Origin of the sequence: Cryobacterium sp. TMT1-3, assembly GCF_004402315.1 — a bacterium.
GTDB lineage: Bacteria > Actinomycetota > Actinomycetes > Actinomycetales > Microbacteriaceae > Cryobacterium > Cryobacterium luteum.
Genome location: NZ_SOFW01000037.1, coordinates 65,211 through 80,001, shown reverse-complemented (window position 1 = coordinate 80,001; position 14,791 = coordinate 65,211). Strand labels below are relative to the sequence as shown.

The window sequence follows — 14,791 nt, the reverse complement described above, 5'->3', positions numbered from 1 at the left end:
ACTGGGAACGAACGGTTAGTTCTTGGTGATCGCGCTGTAGAGCGGCACGGAATCCCAGCCGAACTCGACGTTGCTCACGGTGTCCGACCAGACACCGGAGGTGTTCTGGTACCACAGCGGGATGGTCGGGAGGTCCTGCAGCAGAACTTCCTGAGCCTGGACGTACTTGGCGGTGGCGTCTTCAACACTGGACGCCGCGGCGCCTTCCTTGAGGAGCGTGTCGAAATCTTCGCTGCTGTAGCCTTCGTAGTTCGAGCCGGCACCGGTCTGGTAGAGCGGCGCGAGGAAGTTGTACAGCGAGGGGTAGTCGGCCTGCCAACCGGCGCGAGTGCCGCCGGTCAGAGCCGAGGCTTCGCGGTCATCGACTGCGGCCGCGAAGGTCGGGTACGGCTTGCCGACCGCGTCGATGCCGAGCGTGTTCTTGACGCTGTTGACGACGGCATCGACCCAGACCTGGTGCGGTCCGTCGGAGTTGTAGGCGATGTCGAAGGTGCCGGTGTACGGCGAGATGGCATCCGCCTCGGCCCAGAGGGCTACGGCTTCTTCGGGGTTGTACTCGAGAACTTCGGAACCCTCGAGGGAATCGGAGTAGCCGTCGATCACCGGGGAGGTGAAGTCGGTGGCCGGGGTGCGGGTGCCCTGGAACACGACATCGGTGATCTCGGCACGGTCGATGGCCATGGAGAGAGCTGCGCGACGCAGCTTGCCCTCATCGCCCGACCAGTGCTCGAGATAGTAGGGCATGTTGAAGGATTGGAAGACCGCCGCCGGCTCGTTCACGAAGGAGTCCGGAAAGTCGGACTCGTAGCTCGCGAGGGCAGACTCGGGAATCTGGTCGAGTACGTCAAGGTCGCCGCCCTGCACGGCCGCATAGCCGGCATCGAACGAGGCGAAGAAGACGATGGTCAATCCATCGTTGGCGGGAGTGCGCACCCCCGAGTAGTCCGGGTTCGTGACGAGGTCGATCTGCACGTCGTGCTGCCAGGCGTCGTCGCCGGCGAGCTCGTAGGGGCCGTTCCCGATCGGGTTTTCACCGAAGGCATCCATGTCCTCGAACGCCACGGTCGGCAGCGGGGAGTAAGCCGAGTAGCCGAGGCGGAGGGGCCAGTCGGCTTCTGCACCGGAAAGCTGAACGGTGAACGTGGTGTCGTCGACGACCGTCAAGCCCGACATGGTTTCGGCGAGGGGGTCGGGGATCTGCAGGACCGCACCGGATTCATCGGTGGCTCCGGTCGGGTCGTCCTTGGTGTTGGAGACGTCGGAGTAGCCGGCGATGTTGTCGAAGAAGCCGGACGAGCCCTGGGCATTGGTGACCAGCGCGCCGTAGTTCCAGGCGTCGACGAAGGAGGAGGCCGTGACCGGCTCGTCGTTGGTGAAGGTCCAGTCGTCCTGGAGGGTGACGGTCCAGTTGATGCCGTCCTCTGACTCGATCGACTCGGCGACCTCGTCTTCGATCTCACCCGTCGCAGAGTAGGAGACCAGCCCGGCGAAGATCGACGTGATGATCTTTCCGCCACCCACCTCGGTGGTGTTGGTCGGGATCAGCGACATCTGCGGCTCGGTGCCGTTCGTCGTGATGATCGAGCCGCCCTCAGCGGATGTCGTGCCGCCAGCGCAACCCGAGAGCGCGAGGGCTCCGGTCGACGCGAGAGCGATGGCGACAATGCCCATTCTCCTGATTTTCAATTTTCCTCCAGTGCGCAAAAGAGCGTCTGACACAGCTCTTGACCGTGTCACACGCCCGTCGAGTCAATCCAATTCTGGCCGCGAGCTACCGACACAAGATTGGGGGGTTGTTACGACCCTAGTTTGAATTTTTCCCATAATGGGCACATCCGGGTGAACTGTTACATGCGCGCAATGTTTACCGCAACTAATGAGCGCTGGGCAGGGCTGAACTGCACATATGTTGCTTGGGGGTAGTCCTGTGGGGGAGCGCTGATCCACTTCGTATCGGCCGTGGCTTCGGCCGCGCAGGTACCGGCAATGTGTGGCCGCACTGGCAGGATAGAGCCATGCCGCCAGCATCCGTTCTGCGCCTTTCGGGGCTTGACCGCACCCGTACTTTCTGGGAGATCGGCATCGTGCTCGCCCTGTCTCTCGGGGCGTCGGCCGTTTACTCGATCGTGTCGATCGTGGCTCGGCTGACCGACACGACACCGCTCGCCGAGCAGTCGGCGACGCTGAACGGGTCGCAATCGCCGCGGGAGTGGCTCGACTTCACCTACCAGTTTCTGGGTATCGCCTTCGGGCTAGCAGCGGTGGCCCTGGTGTTGTTTCTGCTCTGGCGGCCCGGGCAGAACCCGTTCACCCGGCTCGGCTTCGACCTGACTCGGCCCGGGCGAGACCTGCTCGGCGGATTCGGGCTGTTGCTCGTGATCGGCATTCCGGGACTCGCGCTCTACCTCGCCGGACGGGCACTCGGTTTCACCGTGGCCGTCGTGCCCTCGCCGCTCGATACCTTTTGGTGGACCATCCCGATCCTCGTGTTCGCCGCGCTGAAGGCTGCGCTGCTCGAAGAGCTCATCGTGGTGGGCTACCTGTTCACCCGGCTGCGCGAGCTCGGGTGGTGGACCTGGACCATCATCCTGAGCTCGGCCGTGCTGCGCGGCAGCTACCACCTCTACCAGGGAGTGGGCCCCTTTTTCGGCAACGTGGCCATGGGCGTGGTGTTCGGCTGGTGCTACCACCGCTGGGGCCGCACCATGCCGCTCGTGGTGACGCACTGGCTGCTCGACATTCTCTCGTTCGTCGGCTACCCGCTCGCGCTGGCCTGGTGGCCGGGCCTGCTCGCCCCGGCCTAGATCCAGATCACCAAGCGGTCAATCACACACCGCAACGCGCAGGAAGGCGATGCTGGAACGACGCGGGGCAGGGCTCAGCCCGCCGAGCGGGCAGGCAGGCAGGCAGGCAGGCAGGCAGCCCAGTCGTCCGGTTCCGGTGTCGCCCTGTCAGGTGCCGACTCCTACCCGAACTCAACCTACCGGCAGGGCGGGAACCGCGCCCGGCCACGCACCCAAATACTCCGGACCATCGAGGTACACACTGTACAAGAGCGGGAACGCCGGGCTGTCGACTCCGGATATCACGTTCGCCTGGTCTTGGAGATCTAGCCGGGTTCCGTGGTTCCAGACGGTCAGGCTGAGTTGTGACGGCTCCTGGGCTAGCGCCGTCGCCCACCCGACCCGCAGCACGTAATCGAGAACCCCGGGGGCAGTGATCGCGGACGCGTCGTCAACGGAAACCTCCATGACGATCTCTGTGGACAAGCCGGAGATATGAGAACCGATATCGGCGTCCGTCAGGCCGGGAACCGCATTGAGGAGCCCCGCAGCATCGTCGCGGCTAATGGCCGATCCCCGACCGGATTCAGAGGTCGTCGCTGCGGGCGTCGGAGGCACCCTTTCACTCTGCGATGCGCAGGCGGTTAGTACCGCTGCAACGGCCACGGTCACGACTGCGCTCAGCATCACTAACGAACGGCGGCTCAAGTTCATGTTTGCGTCCTCATCGTGTTGCTTTGTAGTCATGCACGGTCACGTCGCCTCCCGTGAAAAAGCCCTGCGCGGACGTGGTGAACGTGCCGGCATTCGGATCGCCCGAACCTTGAAATTCTCCCGCCGTCACCGCGTACTTGACCGCGTTGTGGGGTTCCGCGTTGTCGCCCATCATTGGGGCGTCGGCGTGCACGGTGACCTGGTTGGTCGTGGCGGGATTGTCTGACCCGTCCCCGGCCGGCACTAGATCGCCGGTGTGTTCGAAGGAGAGCACGTTGACGTCAGAGGGAATGTCGAAGTTACCGATCGATGCACCGGCGGTGACGACATTCGTGATGTTGTAGTGCTGGTTCATCCAGGGGTCCTGGCTCATCAGGCCTGCGGTGATTCCGCCGAGGCTGAAACCGGCAAACATGACCGGATCGTGCGATGTCACACCCGCATCCTCCATGGCTTGCTTGACGGCCGCCATGAGTACGGTTTGATGCTGCGCCATCGACGCCAGGTCGCTCGGTAGGTCGTTCGTGGCGATGCCGGGTGCCAGCCCCCAGTTCTGGGTGCTGGGAATCTGGACAATCCAGTGCTTCACTCCATCGACTGCAACGCGTTCCACCAGCCGAATGTCAGAGAAGTCGCCAGTGGAATCCCCATTGGGATCACCGTTGGCGTCGATTTCTTGGGCACCCAAAAAGAGCGTCGATAGGTCGGTTGGCGCGATCTGCGCGATGATCTCTCCCGCCTCGTTCGTAAATGATTCCGAGGGGATGGGAGCGACGGTCGGCTGGCCGGTCGCGTCGTCGAAGACGCCGAAGCGCCCGCCGCCGGCGATGATGCCTTCCAGGAGCTGGTCGTAGTCGAGCGGCGGCCAGGGTGCGCCGGTGAGGGAAGTCGTTCCGACGATGGCCACTGGGCCGAGGGCGAAGGTCGCTCCAGCGAGGAGTCCGGGGGCGAAGTTGATGATCGTCTGCACCAGGTCGGTGTGCTCGCGCGCCCAGGCCTGGATCGCGTCCGCATCCGGGGCGCTTACGAGCAGGGCCGCGAACTCGTCCGCGAGCCGCCGGTTGGCTGCGGCGGCGGCATCCGCTGGTGAATAGGCCGACGCAAAAGCGCTCGCTCCGGGCAACATGAGCGCCCCCACATCGCCCGGCACCAGCACGGTGGCGAGGAGCCACGGATTCTGCTGCACCTGGTCGCCGATCGCTTCCACGGCGGCCCCCGCCGAATCAGTCACTTCCGCGACCTGATAGCCCACCGCGACACCGGCCGCGTAGAGCGCTGCCCCACCGGCCACGACCGTCGCCCCGGCAACGACGACAACGCCAACCGCGAACCCGCCCACGAAGTAGAGGCCATCTGCGGCCGTGGCCAGTGCGGAATCCACCGTCTCATAGGTGACGACGGCGCCGTCGATGAAGAGTTGCAGCACCGCCACCCTGGCAGTCTGCACGAGGTACACGGCTGCGGCCTGCAGGATCTTGGTCTCAGCGTCCGCGAAGGTGGCGGGCGAGAGGATCGCCGATTCGAGGAGGTCACCGCCGGCCGCCACGGCCGCGATCTGCAGGCTCTCGGTGGCGAGATACTCCTGCACCAGGCCGAGCTGGGTCGAGAATGTGCGCATGTCCTCGAAGGTCGCAACAAGGGGGGAGGTATTGGTGCCGCCGCTGACCGTGAAGTCACTCATGGGCCATCTCCGTAACAGTGATTTCTGCACAGAGGGAGGCGACTTCCGCCTGAATAGCGGCGTGCGTCACGGCGGCAATCGTGATGGTTCCCGAATCGACCACCTGTTCTGCCGTCGGCAGGCCGTCGGATCCGGCCGGAAGCCTTACGTGCACACTGCGCCAGCCGGCGGCGCCACGCACATAGTTCAGCACCCGAACCGGAATTCCATCCTGCCGCGAGAGCCGCAACTCGAATCCCGCGTCGAGATCACCGGCCAGGCCGGAAAGCGCCCGCACAGCATCGGGGCCGCCGATTCGGCGGGACAGTTCCTCCTTCAGCAGCGAGTCATTGGCACGGAGAACCTCGATGCCGCCACGGCTGTCCGTGAGGGACATCGTCACCAGCGGCCCGTTACCGCCCGCCTCCCCACCGGACGGGATCGCCAAGGCCAGTTTGTCGGCCAGGTGCGAAAACGGCACGACCGCGAACTCGAGGCCAGCCAGGTCACCGGTCGATCCACGCCCGTTGGCGATCTCGACGTTCTGGGCCCGCGCCAGTGTCGAGCCGAACCCGCCCCGCGCCGAAGCGACCAGCAGGAGCGTCGACTCTCGGGTCCACGCGGACACCTCGAACACCCAAGCCGGAACCATGTGCAGCGACAGAAAAACCAGGAACGACTCAAGCAGCCAGTCGCTCAGATTCGCCGGGATCGGTGCACGCGGGACATCCGCTGCGACGAGGCCCTTAGCGACCAGGCCGGCGAGCGCCGCCTGTTCCCGGTCTGCGGCCTCAGCCGGGCCCAGATCGCTGGTCCAGTCCTGACGGAACCGCGGCGGCAACTGCAGGGAGGGCACGTGGTCCTGCACGAGGTGCAACTCGTCAGCAGTCAACAGAACACGCGGTACCGACGTGCCCGCCCCCAACGACTCACTCGTCATCATGCGCTCCCCCGTGTGCTCCTGCCCAGCCTACCGAGAATGCGCGCACACCCGCCGCCGGGCGGGTGCACGATGAGCGCCTACTCGAACGCTTCGGGCGGCGGGCAGGCGCAGACCAGGTTGCGGTCGCCGTAGGCGTTGTCGATGCGACGCACCGGCGGCCAGTATTTGTTCCGCACAAGCGAGGCGAGCGGATACACCGCGGTCGCCCGGTCATACGGATGCTCCCACTCCCCCTCGATCACCGACTGCGCCGTGTGCGGGGCGTTGTGCAGCGGGTTGTCGTCGGCGGGCCAGCGGCCGGCGGCGACGGCATCCGCTTCAGCCTTGATCGCGATCATGGCGTCGCAGAAGCGGTCGATTTCGCCGAGATCCTCACTCTCGGTGGGTTCGACCATGAGCGTTCCGGCCACCGGAAAGCTCATGGTCGGGGAGTGAAAACCGTAGTCGACGAGGCGTTTGGCGACGTCGTCGACGGTCACGCCCGTGGCCGCCGTGAGCGGTCGCAGGTCGAGGATGCACTCGTGCGCGACCAGGCCGTTCTCACCCGAATAGAGCAGCGGGTAACTGTTCTCGAGGCGTTTGGCGACGTAGTTGGCGGCGAGCACGGCGGCGCCAGTGGCCTGTTTGAGGCCGTCGATCCCCATCATGCGCACGTAGGCCCAGGAGATGGGCAGAATGCTCGGGCTGCCGTAGGGCGCGGCCGACACCGGTCCGCCGGCGTGCACGACGTTGGCGGTGGCTCCCCCGCTGCCGAGCAGGTAGTGCTCGTCACTCTGAGCGAGCGGATGCCCCGGCAGGAACGCCGCGAGGTGCGCCTTGGCCGCGACCGGACCGACGCCCGGCCCGCCGCCGCCGTGCGGGATGCAGAAAGTCTTGTGCAGGTTGAGGTGCGAGACGTCGCCGCCGAAATCGCCGTAGCGGGCGAATCCGAGCAGGGCGTTGAGGTTGGCGCCGTCGACGTAGACCTGGCCGCCGGCGTCGTGCACGGCCGCACAGATGGTGGCGACCTCGTGCTCGTAGACACCGTGGGTGGACGGGTAGGTGATCATGAGCGCGGCCAGATCGGCGGCGTGCTCGGCGATCTTGGCGTGCAGGTCGGCCAGGTCGACGTTGCCGAGTTCGTCGCAGGCCACGACCACGACGCGCATGCCGGCCAGGGCAGCGGATGCCGCGTTGGTGCCGTGTGCGCTCGACGGGATCAGGCAGACCGTGCGACCTGTGTCACCGTTGGACTGGTGGAACCCGCGGATGGCGAGGAGGCCGGCCAGTTCGCCCTGACTGCCGGCGTTCGGCTGAAGCGAGACGGAGTCGTACCCGGTGACGTCGGAGAGCCAGGTTTCCAGCTGGCGCACGAGGTGCAGGTAACCCTCAACATCCGCTTTGGGGGCGAAGGGGTGGATTCCGGCGAATTCGGGCCAGCTGACGGCCTCCATCTCGCTGGCCGCGTTGAGTTTCATGGTGCAGGAGCCGAGCGGGATCATGCCGCGGTCGAGCGCGTAGTCGTAATCGGCGAGGCGCTTGAGGTAGCGCATCATGCTGGTCTCGGAACGGTGCGTGTTGAACACCGGGTGGGTGAGGAACTCACTCTCACGGTCGAGGTCGCCCGGCAGTCCGTGCTGCACGGCGTCGAAGTCGACGTGGCCGAACGCGTCGCGGCCACCGAACGCTCCGACGATGTACGAGAGGTCGGCGAGCGTGGTGGTCTCATCGACCGACACGCTGATGGTGTTCGCATCGATCTGGTGCAGGTTGTAGCCGCTTGCGGCGGCCTTCGCGACGACTTCGTCGGCGCCGGCCGGCACGTTGATCTGGATCGTGTCGAAGAACGCGTCGCTCCGCACGTCGACGTCGATCGCGCGCAGGGCGGCGACGAGCGCTCCGGCCCGCTCGTGCACCCGGGTCGCGATCTTTTTCAGGCCCTCGGGCCCGTGGTAGACCGCGTACATGCCGGCCATGACGGCGAGCAGTACCTGGGCGGTGCAGATGTTGGAGGTGGCCTTGTCGCGGCGAATGTGCTGCTCGCGCACCTGCAGGGCCAGGCGGTAGGCCGGGTGTCCCGCCGCGTCGACGCTCACGCCGACCAGGCGGCCGGGCAGTTGGCGTTCGAGGCCCTTGCGTACGGCCATGTAGCCGGCGTGCGGTCCGCCGAAGCCCATCGGCACGCCGAAACGTTGGCTGGTGCCGACGGCGACATCGGCGCCGAGGTCGCCGGGCGACTTCAGCAGCGTGAGGGCGAGTAGGTCGGCGGCCACGACGGCGAGCGCCTTGTGTTCGTGGGCGAGATCAATCACGTTCTGCGGGTTCCAGATGCGACCGGAGCCGGACGGATACTGCACGAAGACGCCGAAATAGTCGCCGAGGTCCTCGGCGGTGGTCTGCTCGTTCAGAGCAACCTGGGCGAGTTCGATGCCGAGGGCGGCGGCGCGGTTGGTGAGTAACGCGTGGGTCTGGGAAAAGGCATCCACGTCGACGATGAACCGACGCGACCCGGATTTGGAGGCGCGCAGGGCGAGCAACATGCCCTCGACCACCGCCGTCGACTCGTCGAGCATCGACGCGTTGGCCGTGGTCAGCCCGGTGAGATCGGCAATCATGGTCTGAAAGTTGATGAGCGCTTCCAGCCGCCCCTGGGAGATCTCCGGCTGATACGGGGTATAGGCGGTGTACCAACTGGGATTTTCGAACACGTTGCGTTTGATCACGGCGGGCGTGAACGTGTCGTAGTAGCCCTGGCCGATCATCGAGCGTTTGACCGTGTTGCGGCCGGCGAGGGCGCGCAGTTCGGCGACGGCCTCGTTCTCGGTCGCGGCGGGCGGCAGGGCGCTGTCGCCGTCCTGCCGGAACAGGTCGGCGTGGATCGACGCGGGCATGGCGGCGGAGACGAGGTCGTCGACCGAGTCATAGCCGAGCGTAGCGAGCATGTGGGACTGGGCGTCGTCATCGGTTCCGATGTGACGCTGCGCGAAAGCCTGGGTCATCTGGTGCTTACTCCCCGATCAGGGCGGAATACTCGGCAAAGGTGAGCAGGGCGGGCAGAGCCTCGAACTCGACCTTGATCAGCCAGCCCGCGCCGAACGGGTCGCTGTTGACCAGTTCGGGGCTCTCGATCACCTGGTCGTTGGTGGCCGTGACGGTGCCGTTGACCGGCGCGAACAGTTCCCCGACCGACTTGGTCGATTCGATCTCGCCGACGACCGTGCCGCCGGTGACCGTGCTGCCCACCTCGGGCAGTTCGACGAAGACGACGTCGCCGAGCTTCTCAGCGGCGTAGGCGGTGATGCCGACGGTCGCGATGCTGCCCTCGACCAGGACCCATTCATGTTCAGCGGTGTACTGGAGCGTTGATGTGTCTGTCATGGTGTTGCCTTTCGCAGGTTGCACGGATTGCAGAGGAAGAACGGGACTACTTGACACGCTTATAGAAGGGGAGAGACGTGACGGTCGCGGGAAGGCGGGTGCCCCGCACGTCGACGTACACCTCGGTGCCGAGGCGGGCCAGGTCGGGGGTGACGTAGGCCATAGCGATCGGGTAGCCGAGGGTCGGCGAGAGGGCGCCGCTCGTGATCACGCCGTCGGCGGTTTCAGCGTCAAGGCTGCGGAAGATGGCATAGTCGGCCCGCCCAGCTCGTTTGCCGGCGGCGATCAGACCCACCAAAACGGATGCCCCCGCTGCCGGCCCCGCAACGCTCGCGGCCCGGCCGACGAAGTCGTTTTCCTTGTTCAGGTTGACCACCTTGCCGAGGCCGGCCTGGGCCGGGAAGGTGGTGAGGGTGAGTTCGTGGCCGTAGAGCGGCATGCCGGCTTCGAGCCGGAGGGTGTCGCGGCTGGCCAACCCGGCGGAAACCAGCCCGTGTTCGTCGCCGGCACTCATCAGTGCATCCCAGAGTTCGCGGGCGTGCTCGGCCGCGAGGTAGAGCTCGAATCCGTCTTCGCCGGTGTACCCGGTGCGGGCGACCAGCAGGGTGTGGCCGCGGAAGAGGGCATCCGTGATGCGGTAGTACTTCATGAAGCGCAGGTCATAACCCAGGTCGGTCACGCCCGCGGTAGCGTCGAGAATGGCGAGGGCGTTCGGGCCCTGCACTGCGATGAGCGCGTAGTCGTCGCTCTGGTCGACGACAGCGACATCGAAGTCGACGGCGCGCGCGAGCAGCGCATCGAAGGCGGCGAACCGGTTGCCGGCGTTCGCGACGACGAGGAACCGGGTTTCGTCGAGGCGGTAAACGACGAGGTCGTCGATGATGCCGCCGTTCTCGTTCAGGAGCAGGCTGTATTTGGCCTGCCAGAGCTCGATGACGGAGAGCTTGCCGGCGAGCGCATAGTCAAGGTAGGCACCGGCATCCGGGCCGTCGACCAGGATCTCGGCCATGTGCGAGAGGTCGAACAGACCGGCCTGGTTGCGCACGGCGTGATGCTCGGCGAGGTCGCTCGAATAGCGCACCGGCATCTGCCAGCCGGCGAAATCGGTGAAGCTCGCGCCGGCATCGACGTGTGCCTGGTGCAGGGGCGAGAACCGTTCGGTGCTGGAGGCTGGGGTAGTGGAATCGGCCGAGGTCATGAGTTCTCCGGGTGACAGGGCCGAACAGGCCGCGTGTGCGCGGCTCGATTGAGCCGCGTGGGAACTCCCCCTCTGTCGCTCGTGCCTGAGAGCTTCACCAGCGCGTGAGCACTGACTTTCACCGTGGGCGAGACCGGCAAGCGCGCCCGGTCTTCTTTTCAGAGTGGCCAGTTCGATGCGGTACGAGTACCTGAGAGATTGTCGGGGAGGATTGCTCCTTCGGTGTCCGTGCGCTGTCGCGTCGAACTCTCCCGCATCGTGCATATAGCCCGATATTCAGTTTTGCCCAGCCTAGCCCCACACCCCGCTGCTGCCGCGACGATGACTGTCGAGCAGGTGGGTATCGATAATGCCGATCGCCTCCATGAGCGCGAACATGGTGGTCGGGCCGACGAAGACGAAACCAACCTTCTTGAGGGCTTTCGACAGCGCAGCGGATGCGGCGGAGCTCGTCGGCACGTCGGCCTGCGTCTTGGGCCGGGGAGTGTCGTCGGGTTGGAACGACCAGACGAAGTCGACCAGTCCGCCGTGCTCCCGCAGGGCGACGGTGGCCCGCGCGTTGGTGATCGTGGCGCGCACCTTCAGGCGGTTGCGTACGATCTTCTCGTCGTCCAGCAGTCGGGCCACATCGTTCTCGTCGAAGGCGGCGACCCGGTCGGGGTCGAAGTCGGCGAATGCCGCCCGAAATCCGGGACGCTTCCGCAGGATGATGGCCCAGGACAATCCGGACTGGAACGCCTCGAGACTGATGCGCTCGAACAGGGCGTGTTCCTCCCGAACCGGAACGCCCCACTCGGTGTCGTAGTAGTCGCGCAGCATCGGATCAACCGAGGCCCAGCGCGGCCGTGCCAGGCCGTCGGGGCCCTGGATCGCGTCGGAGGCGGGGAGCGGCGCATCCGCTGGCGTGATTTCGGTCATTCAGACCATTAAACACCCCCTTGGACACCGGCTGGTGTGCACGCGAGGACTAAAATCGCAGCCACAGCCAAGGAGCCGTCATGAGTCATGTTGCAATCACCCAAACCACCGACGTTCGCGGCCCCGGCCACACGCCGGACGCTGCCATCGACGTGGTCGACCTGGTGAAGCAGTTCGGCCACAACCGCGCACTGAACGGCGTGACCTTTCAAGTTGCCCGCGGCACGGTATTCGGGGTGATCGGGCCAAACGGTGCCGGCAAGACCACGATCATGCGGGCGCTCCTCGACATCATTCGCCCTTCCGGCGGCCAAGCCACGGTGCTCGGCACCCCCTCGCGGAATGCGGGCCCGCAGTTGCGGAGGCGTATCGGCTACCTGCCCGGTGAGTTGATTCTGGAGGGGCGCACGAGCGGTCGACGCCTGCTGGCCCACTACGCCGACATCTCGGGGCCGGTACCGGCCGGCCACGTGCAGGAGTTGGCCGAGCGGCTGGGGCTCGACCTCGACCGTCCGGTGCGCAAGTTGTCAAAGGGCAACAAGCAGAAACTCGGCATCGTGCAGGCGTTCATGCACCGGCCGGAGCTGCTCGTGCTCGACGAACCCACGAGTGGCCTCGACCCGCTCATGCAGCAGGAATTTTTGAAGATGATACGCGAGGCTCGCGACCGCGGTCAGACCGTGTTTCTGTCGTCCCACGTGATCAGTGAAATTCAGCAGGCCGCCGACGAGGTGGCCATTCTGCGGGACGGCCGGATCGTCACGATCAACAGCGTGGAGGAACTGCGCAGCACCGCAGTGCGGCACCTGCGCCTGGTGGCCAGCGGTGTTCGGCCGACTGATCTGGCCGCGCTTCTCGGCGGGCTTGAAGGAGTGACGACCCTCAATTGTTCCCTGACACCGACCAATGATGCCGAAGCCGTCGCGACTCTGAGCGGCGAGATCGCGTCGTTCGTTCAAGCCATTTCGGTCCTGCAGCTGCGGGACCTGGTGTTGGAAGAACCCGACCTGGAGGAATCCGTGTTGAAACTGTACTCGACTCCCGCCTTGGTGCCGCAGTGAGCATCGTGCAAGACCGTGCGCTGAACGTGCGCCGCGCGCCGCTGCCCCTGTTCGGCAAGGTGTTCACCGATTCCTGGCGCGGACTGGTCGGTTGGGGCATCGGCCTGGCTGCCGCCGCGTTTCTGTACCTGCCGATTTACCCGAGCATGCGCGGCGCATCGGGCATGCAGGCGCTCATCGACCAGCTGCCGCCGGAGCTGATCAAAACCCTCAACTACGACCAGATCGGCACGGGTGCCGGGTACGCCCAGGCCACCCTGTTCGGCCTGCTCGGGTTTGTGCTGCTGACCATAGCGGCAACCGGTTGGGGTGCCGCCGCGCTCGGTGGCGATGAAGAATCGGGGCGGCTCGAGCTCACCCTGGCGCACGCGGTCACCCGAGTGCAGGTGGCGGTGGCCCGGTTCTGCGCCATCGCGGTGAAAATCCTCGCACTCTCCGCGTTGCTGTTCGCGGTCGTTCTCTTGCTCAACGATTCCGCGGAGCTGCAGATCGAGGTGGGGAACCTGCTCGGTACGAGCCTGTTGTTCGGCGGGGTGTCGCTCCTGACGGCATCCGTTGCGCTGCTCGGCGGTGCGCTCACCGGGCGGCGCATCGGCGGCATCGCGAGCGGTGCCGGGGTGGCGGTGCTCGGCTATGTTTTCAATGCGCTCGGCAACCAAAGCGCGAGCCTGCACTGGCTGTACAACCTCAGCCCGTACTACTGGGCTTTCGGCAACAGCCCGCTGAGTTCGGGGGCGAATGTGACGACGATCGTCACGTTCTACGCGATCTCCCTGGTGCTGGCCGCTTTCGCCGCGCTGGCGTTGCGCCAGCGCGACATCGGCGTCTAGGTTCGCCGACGAGGTGTGAGTTCGGGGCACATTCCTCGACTTTTCGGCGCGAAACTCACACCTCGGTGGCGGTCACCAGGCTAACGACTCGGCCGCAGCCTCGGTGAGTTCAATAATGTTTTCGAGCAGGTCAGCCATGGTGTCGGAGCGCAGCAGCACGATCTGGTCAAGCGGTCCGACCGGGGCAATTGCGGCGAGCTGCCAGGCAGCCGCGATCGGGTCGTGGGAGAGCTCGACATCGGGCGACCACTCCTGGTCGACGAACTCGCTGGCGAGCGACAGGGTGCGACGAACAAGATGCTCAGCCTGTTTGCGGCGCGGTAGCAACGAGTCGTCCCACTCCAGGTCGGGCAGCTCCCGCACGCGGGCGAGCGGATGCGGGTCCTCCGGCATCCACTCGGTCACCTCGAATCTGCGCTCGCCCTGCAGGACCAGGCTGAGGTAGCCCTCCGGCGCCTCCAGTTGGGTGACCCGGGCGACGGTGCCGACACCGAAGCGCCGTTCACCGCCGCCGACCTCCTGACCACGTTCGATGAGAACGATGCCGAATTCGGCGGGCGCGGAGTCAAGCACCCGGGCCAGCATGATCAAGTAGCGTTCCTCGAACACGCGCAGTTGCAACGGCATATAAGGGAACAGCACGGATCCCAGGGGAAACATCGGCAGGGTCGTCATGTCTCCAGCGAACCACGTCGGCAGCGCCGCACCTAGCCCCCGCCGGGTGTTCGCTGATTCGCTGGGGCGAGGACCGCGGTGCCCCGCCGATGGGTGACTCCGCCGCACGGGCTCGGGTTTGCGCCACGGCAGCGATACCGTACTGAGCACGGGCGGCTTCGCCCGGGGTGAATCGATGGGGACATCCGTGGGGTCGGCGGTGGGGTCGGCCGGTTTCGCCGCGTAGCCTAGGAGGGCGGCGCGCACCCCGCGCAACCGACGAGAGGCACCACGTGGACATCACCCTGCTGGCATATTTCGTGGCGGCCGCTGAGGCACCGGACTTCACCCACGCCGCGCAGTCGCTCGGTGTCTCGCGTGACGCCCTAAGCGCGTCGATGAAGCGAGTTGAGGCCGAACTCGGTTATGCGCTGTTCGATCGTGCCGCAAAAAGCACGACCCTCACTGAGATCGGGGTTGCCTTTCTCGACGACGCGCGGCTCGAGCTGGCACAAGCTGCCGGTCGCGGTGGGCAAGCCGGCGGCGGTGCAGGTGGTTCAGGTGGCGGCAAGGCGAAGGCGAACAAGGGCAAGGGCCGCGCCCCCGCGGTGAAGGGCCAGCCGAAGCTCGGCAAGAAGCGCCAATCGCGCTGATCCGAGCACGCTCGACGAGC

General features: G+C 65.9%; 13 protein-coding genes and 1 riboswitch. Of the genes, 4 read left to right on the top strand and 9 right to left on the bottom strand.

Annotated features, from left to right (window positions below; genetic code table 11):
- Positions 1-15 precede the first annotated feature (15 nt).
- The gene (locus E3O25_RS12710; protein WP_241983892.1) at positions 16-1,671 is read right to left on the bottom strand and encodes an ABC transporter substrate-binding protein; all 1,656 of its coding nucleotides are present in this window, start codon (positions 1,669-1,671) and stop codon (positions 16-18) included.
- Between the two features lie 344 nt (positions 1,672-2,015).
- Between E3O25_RS12710 and E3O25_RS12705 the strand changes: the two genes are divergently transcribed.
- Positions 2,016-2,804, top strand: coding sequence for a CPBP family intramembrane glutamic endopeptidase (locus E3O25_RS12705; RefSeq protein WP_134361313.1), 789 nt, complete (start codon positions 2,016-2,018; stop codon positions 2,802-2,804).
- Positions 2,805-2,975: 171 nt separating this feature from the next.
- On the opposite strand, the gene E3O25_RS12700 is transcribed toward E3O25_RS12705, so the two are convergent.
- From E3O25_RS12700 to E3O25_RS12670, 7 genes are all read right to left on the bottom strand, one after another.
- Positions 2,976-3,497: a hypothetical protein gene (locus tag E3O25_RS12700; protein ID WP_134361312.1), complete on the bottom strand. Its 522-nt coding sequence runs from the start codon at positions 3,495-3,497 to the stop codon at positions 2,976-2,978.
- 10 nt (positions 3,498-3,507) lie between these two features.
- On the bottom strand, positions 3,508-5,178 hold the full coding sequence (locus E3O25_RS12695) for a hypothetical protein (RefSeq protein ID WP_092108310.1): 1,671 nt from the start codon (positions 5,176-5,178) through the stop codon (positions 3,508-3,510).
- The gene (locus tag E3O25_RS12690) at positions 5,171-6,049 is read right to left on the bottom strand and encodes a hypothetical protein (protein ID WP_134361311.1); all 879 of its coding nucleotides are present in this window, start codon (positions 6,047-6,049) and stop codon (positions 5,171-5,173) included. The genes E3O25_RS12695 and E3O25_RS12690 overlap by 8 nt, the downstream gene beginning before the upstream one ends.
- A 128-nt stretch (positions 6,050-6,177) precedes the next feature.
- Positions 6,178-9,078, bottom strand: a complete 2,901-nt coding sequence (gene gcvP, locus E3O25_RS12685) for an aminomethyl-transferring glycine dehydrogenase (RefSeq protein WP_134361310.1) — start codon at positions 9,076-9,078, stop codon at positions 6,178-6,180.
- 7 nt (positions 9,079-9,085) lie between these two features.
- Positions 9,086-9,457 (bottom strand): glycine cleavage system protein GcvH, encoded by a 372-nt coding sequence (gene gcvH, locus E3O25_RS12680; RefSeq protein WP_134361309.1) that lies wholly within the window; start codon positions 9,455-9,457, stop codon positions 9,086-9,088.
- A 46-nt stretch (positions 9,458-9,503) separates the two neighbouring features.
- Complete coding sequence (gene gcvT, locus E3O25_RS12675) at positions 9,504-10,655, bottom strand: glycine cleavage system aminomethyltransferase GcvT (RefSeq protein ID WP_134361308.1); 1,152 nt, start codon at positions 10,653-10,655, stop codon at positions 9,504-9,506.
- Between the two features lie 168 nt (positions 10,656-10,823).
- A riboswitch (glycine riboswitch) is annotated at positions 10,824-10,919 on the bottom strand.
- A gap of 27 nt (positions 10,920-10,946) precedes the next feature.
- Entirely contained in the window at positions 10,947-11,573 is a 627-nt protein-coding gene (locus tag E3O25_RS12670) for a DNA-3-methyladenine glycosylase I (RefSeq protein ID WP_092108300.1), read from the bottom strand.
- Between the two features lie 80 nt (positions 11,574-11,653).
- Here E3O25_RS12670 and E3O25_RS12665 point away from each other — a divergent pair, with 80 nt between their 5' ends.
- Positions 11,654-12,634 carry an ABC transporter ATP-binding protein gene (locus tag E3O25_RS12665; RefSeq protein WP_092108298.1) on the top strand — a complete coding sequence of 327 codons (981 nt, stop codon included), beginning with the start codon at positions 11,654-11,656 and terminating at the stop codon, positions 12,632-12,634.
- Positions 12,631-13,464 (top strand): ABC transporter permease subunit, encoded by an 834-nt coding sequence (locus E3O25_RS12660; protein WP_241988588.1) that lies wholly within the window; start codon positions 12,631-12,633, stop codon positions 13,462-13,464. The genes E3O25_RS12665 and E3O25_RS12660 overlap by 4 nt, the downstream gene beginning before the upstream one ends.
- Positions 13,465-13,536: 72 nt before the next feature.
- Here E3O25_RS12660 and E3O25_RS12655 read toward each other — a convergent pair whose 3' ends face one another.
- Positions 13,537-14,139 carry an LON peptidase substrate-binding domain-containing protein gene (locus tag E3O25_RS12655; protein ID WP_134361307.1) on the bottom strand — a complete coding sequence of 201 codons (603 nt, stop codon included), beginning with the start codon at positions 14,137-14,139 and terminating at the stop codon, positions 13,537-13,539.
- Between the two features lie 272 nt (positions 14,140-14,411).
- On the opposite strand from E3O25_RS12655, the gene E3O25_RS12650 reads away from it, so the two are divergent.
- Positions 14,412-14,771, top strand: coding sequence for a LysR family transcriptional regulator (locus tag E3O25_RS12650; RefSeq protein ID WP_092108294.1), 360 nt, complete (start codon positions 14,412-14,414; stop codon positions 14,769-14,771).
- Positions 14,772-14,791 lie beyond the last annotated feature (20 nt).

Bases quoted from the DNA above. Each gene is read 5' to 3' on its own strand.
- E3O25_RS12700 (WP_134361312.1), bottom strand. From the start codon at position 3,497: ATGAACTTGAGCCGCCGTTCGTTAGTGATGCTGAGCGCAGTCGTGACC.
- E3O25_RS12665 (WP_092108298.1), top strand. From the start codon at position 11,654: ATGAGTCATGTTGCAATCACCCAAACCACCGACGTTCGCGGCCCCGGC.
- gcvT (WP_134361308.1), bottom strand. From the start codon at position 10,655: ATGACCTCGGCCGATTCCACTACCCCAGCCTCCAGCACCGAACGGTTC.
- E3O25_RS12670 (WP_092108300.1), bottom strand. From the start codon at position 11,573: ATGACCGAAATCACGCCAGCGGATGCGCCGCTCCCCGCCTCCGACGCG.
- E3O25_RS12655 (WP_134361307.1), bottom strand. From the start codon at position 14,139: ATGACGACCCTGCCGATGTTTCCCCTGGGATCCGTGCTGTTCCCTTAT.
- gcvH (WP_134361309.1), bottom strand. From the start codon at position 9,457: ATGACAGACACATCAACGCTCCAGTACACCGCTGAACATGAATGGGTC.
- E3O25_RS12710 (WP_241983892.1), bottom strand. From the start codon at position 1,671: ATGGGCATTGTCGCCATCGCTCTCGCGTCGACCGGAGCCCTCGCGCTC.
- E3O25_RS12695 (WP_092108310.1), bottom strand. From the start codon at position 5,178: ATGAGTGACTTCACGGTCAGCGGCGGCACCAATACCTCCCCCCTTGTT.
- E3O25_RS12705 (WP_134361313.1), top strand. From the start codon at position 2,016: ATGCCGCCAGCATCCGTTCTGCGCCTTTCGGGGCTTGACCGCACCCGT.
- gcvP (WP_134361310.1), bottom strand. From the start codon at position 9,078: ATGACCCAGGCTTTCGCGCAGCGTCACATCGGAACCGATGACGACGCC.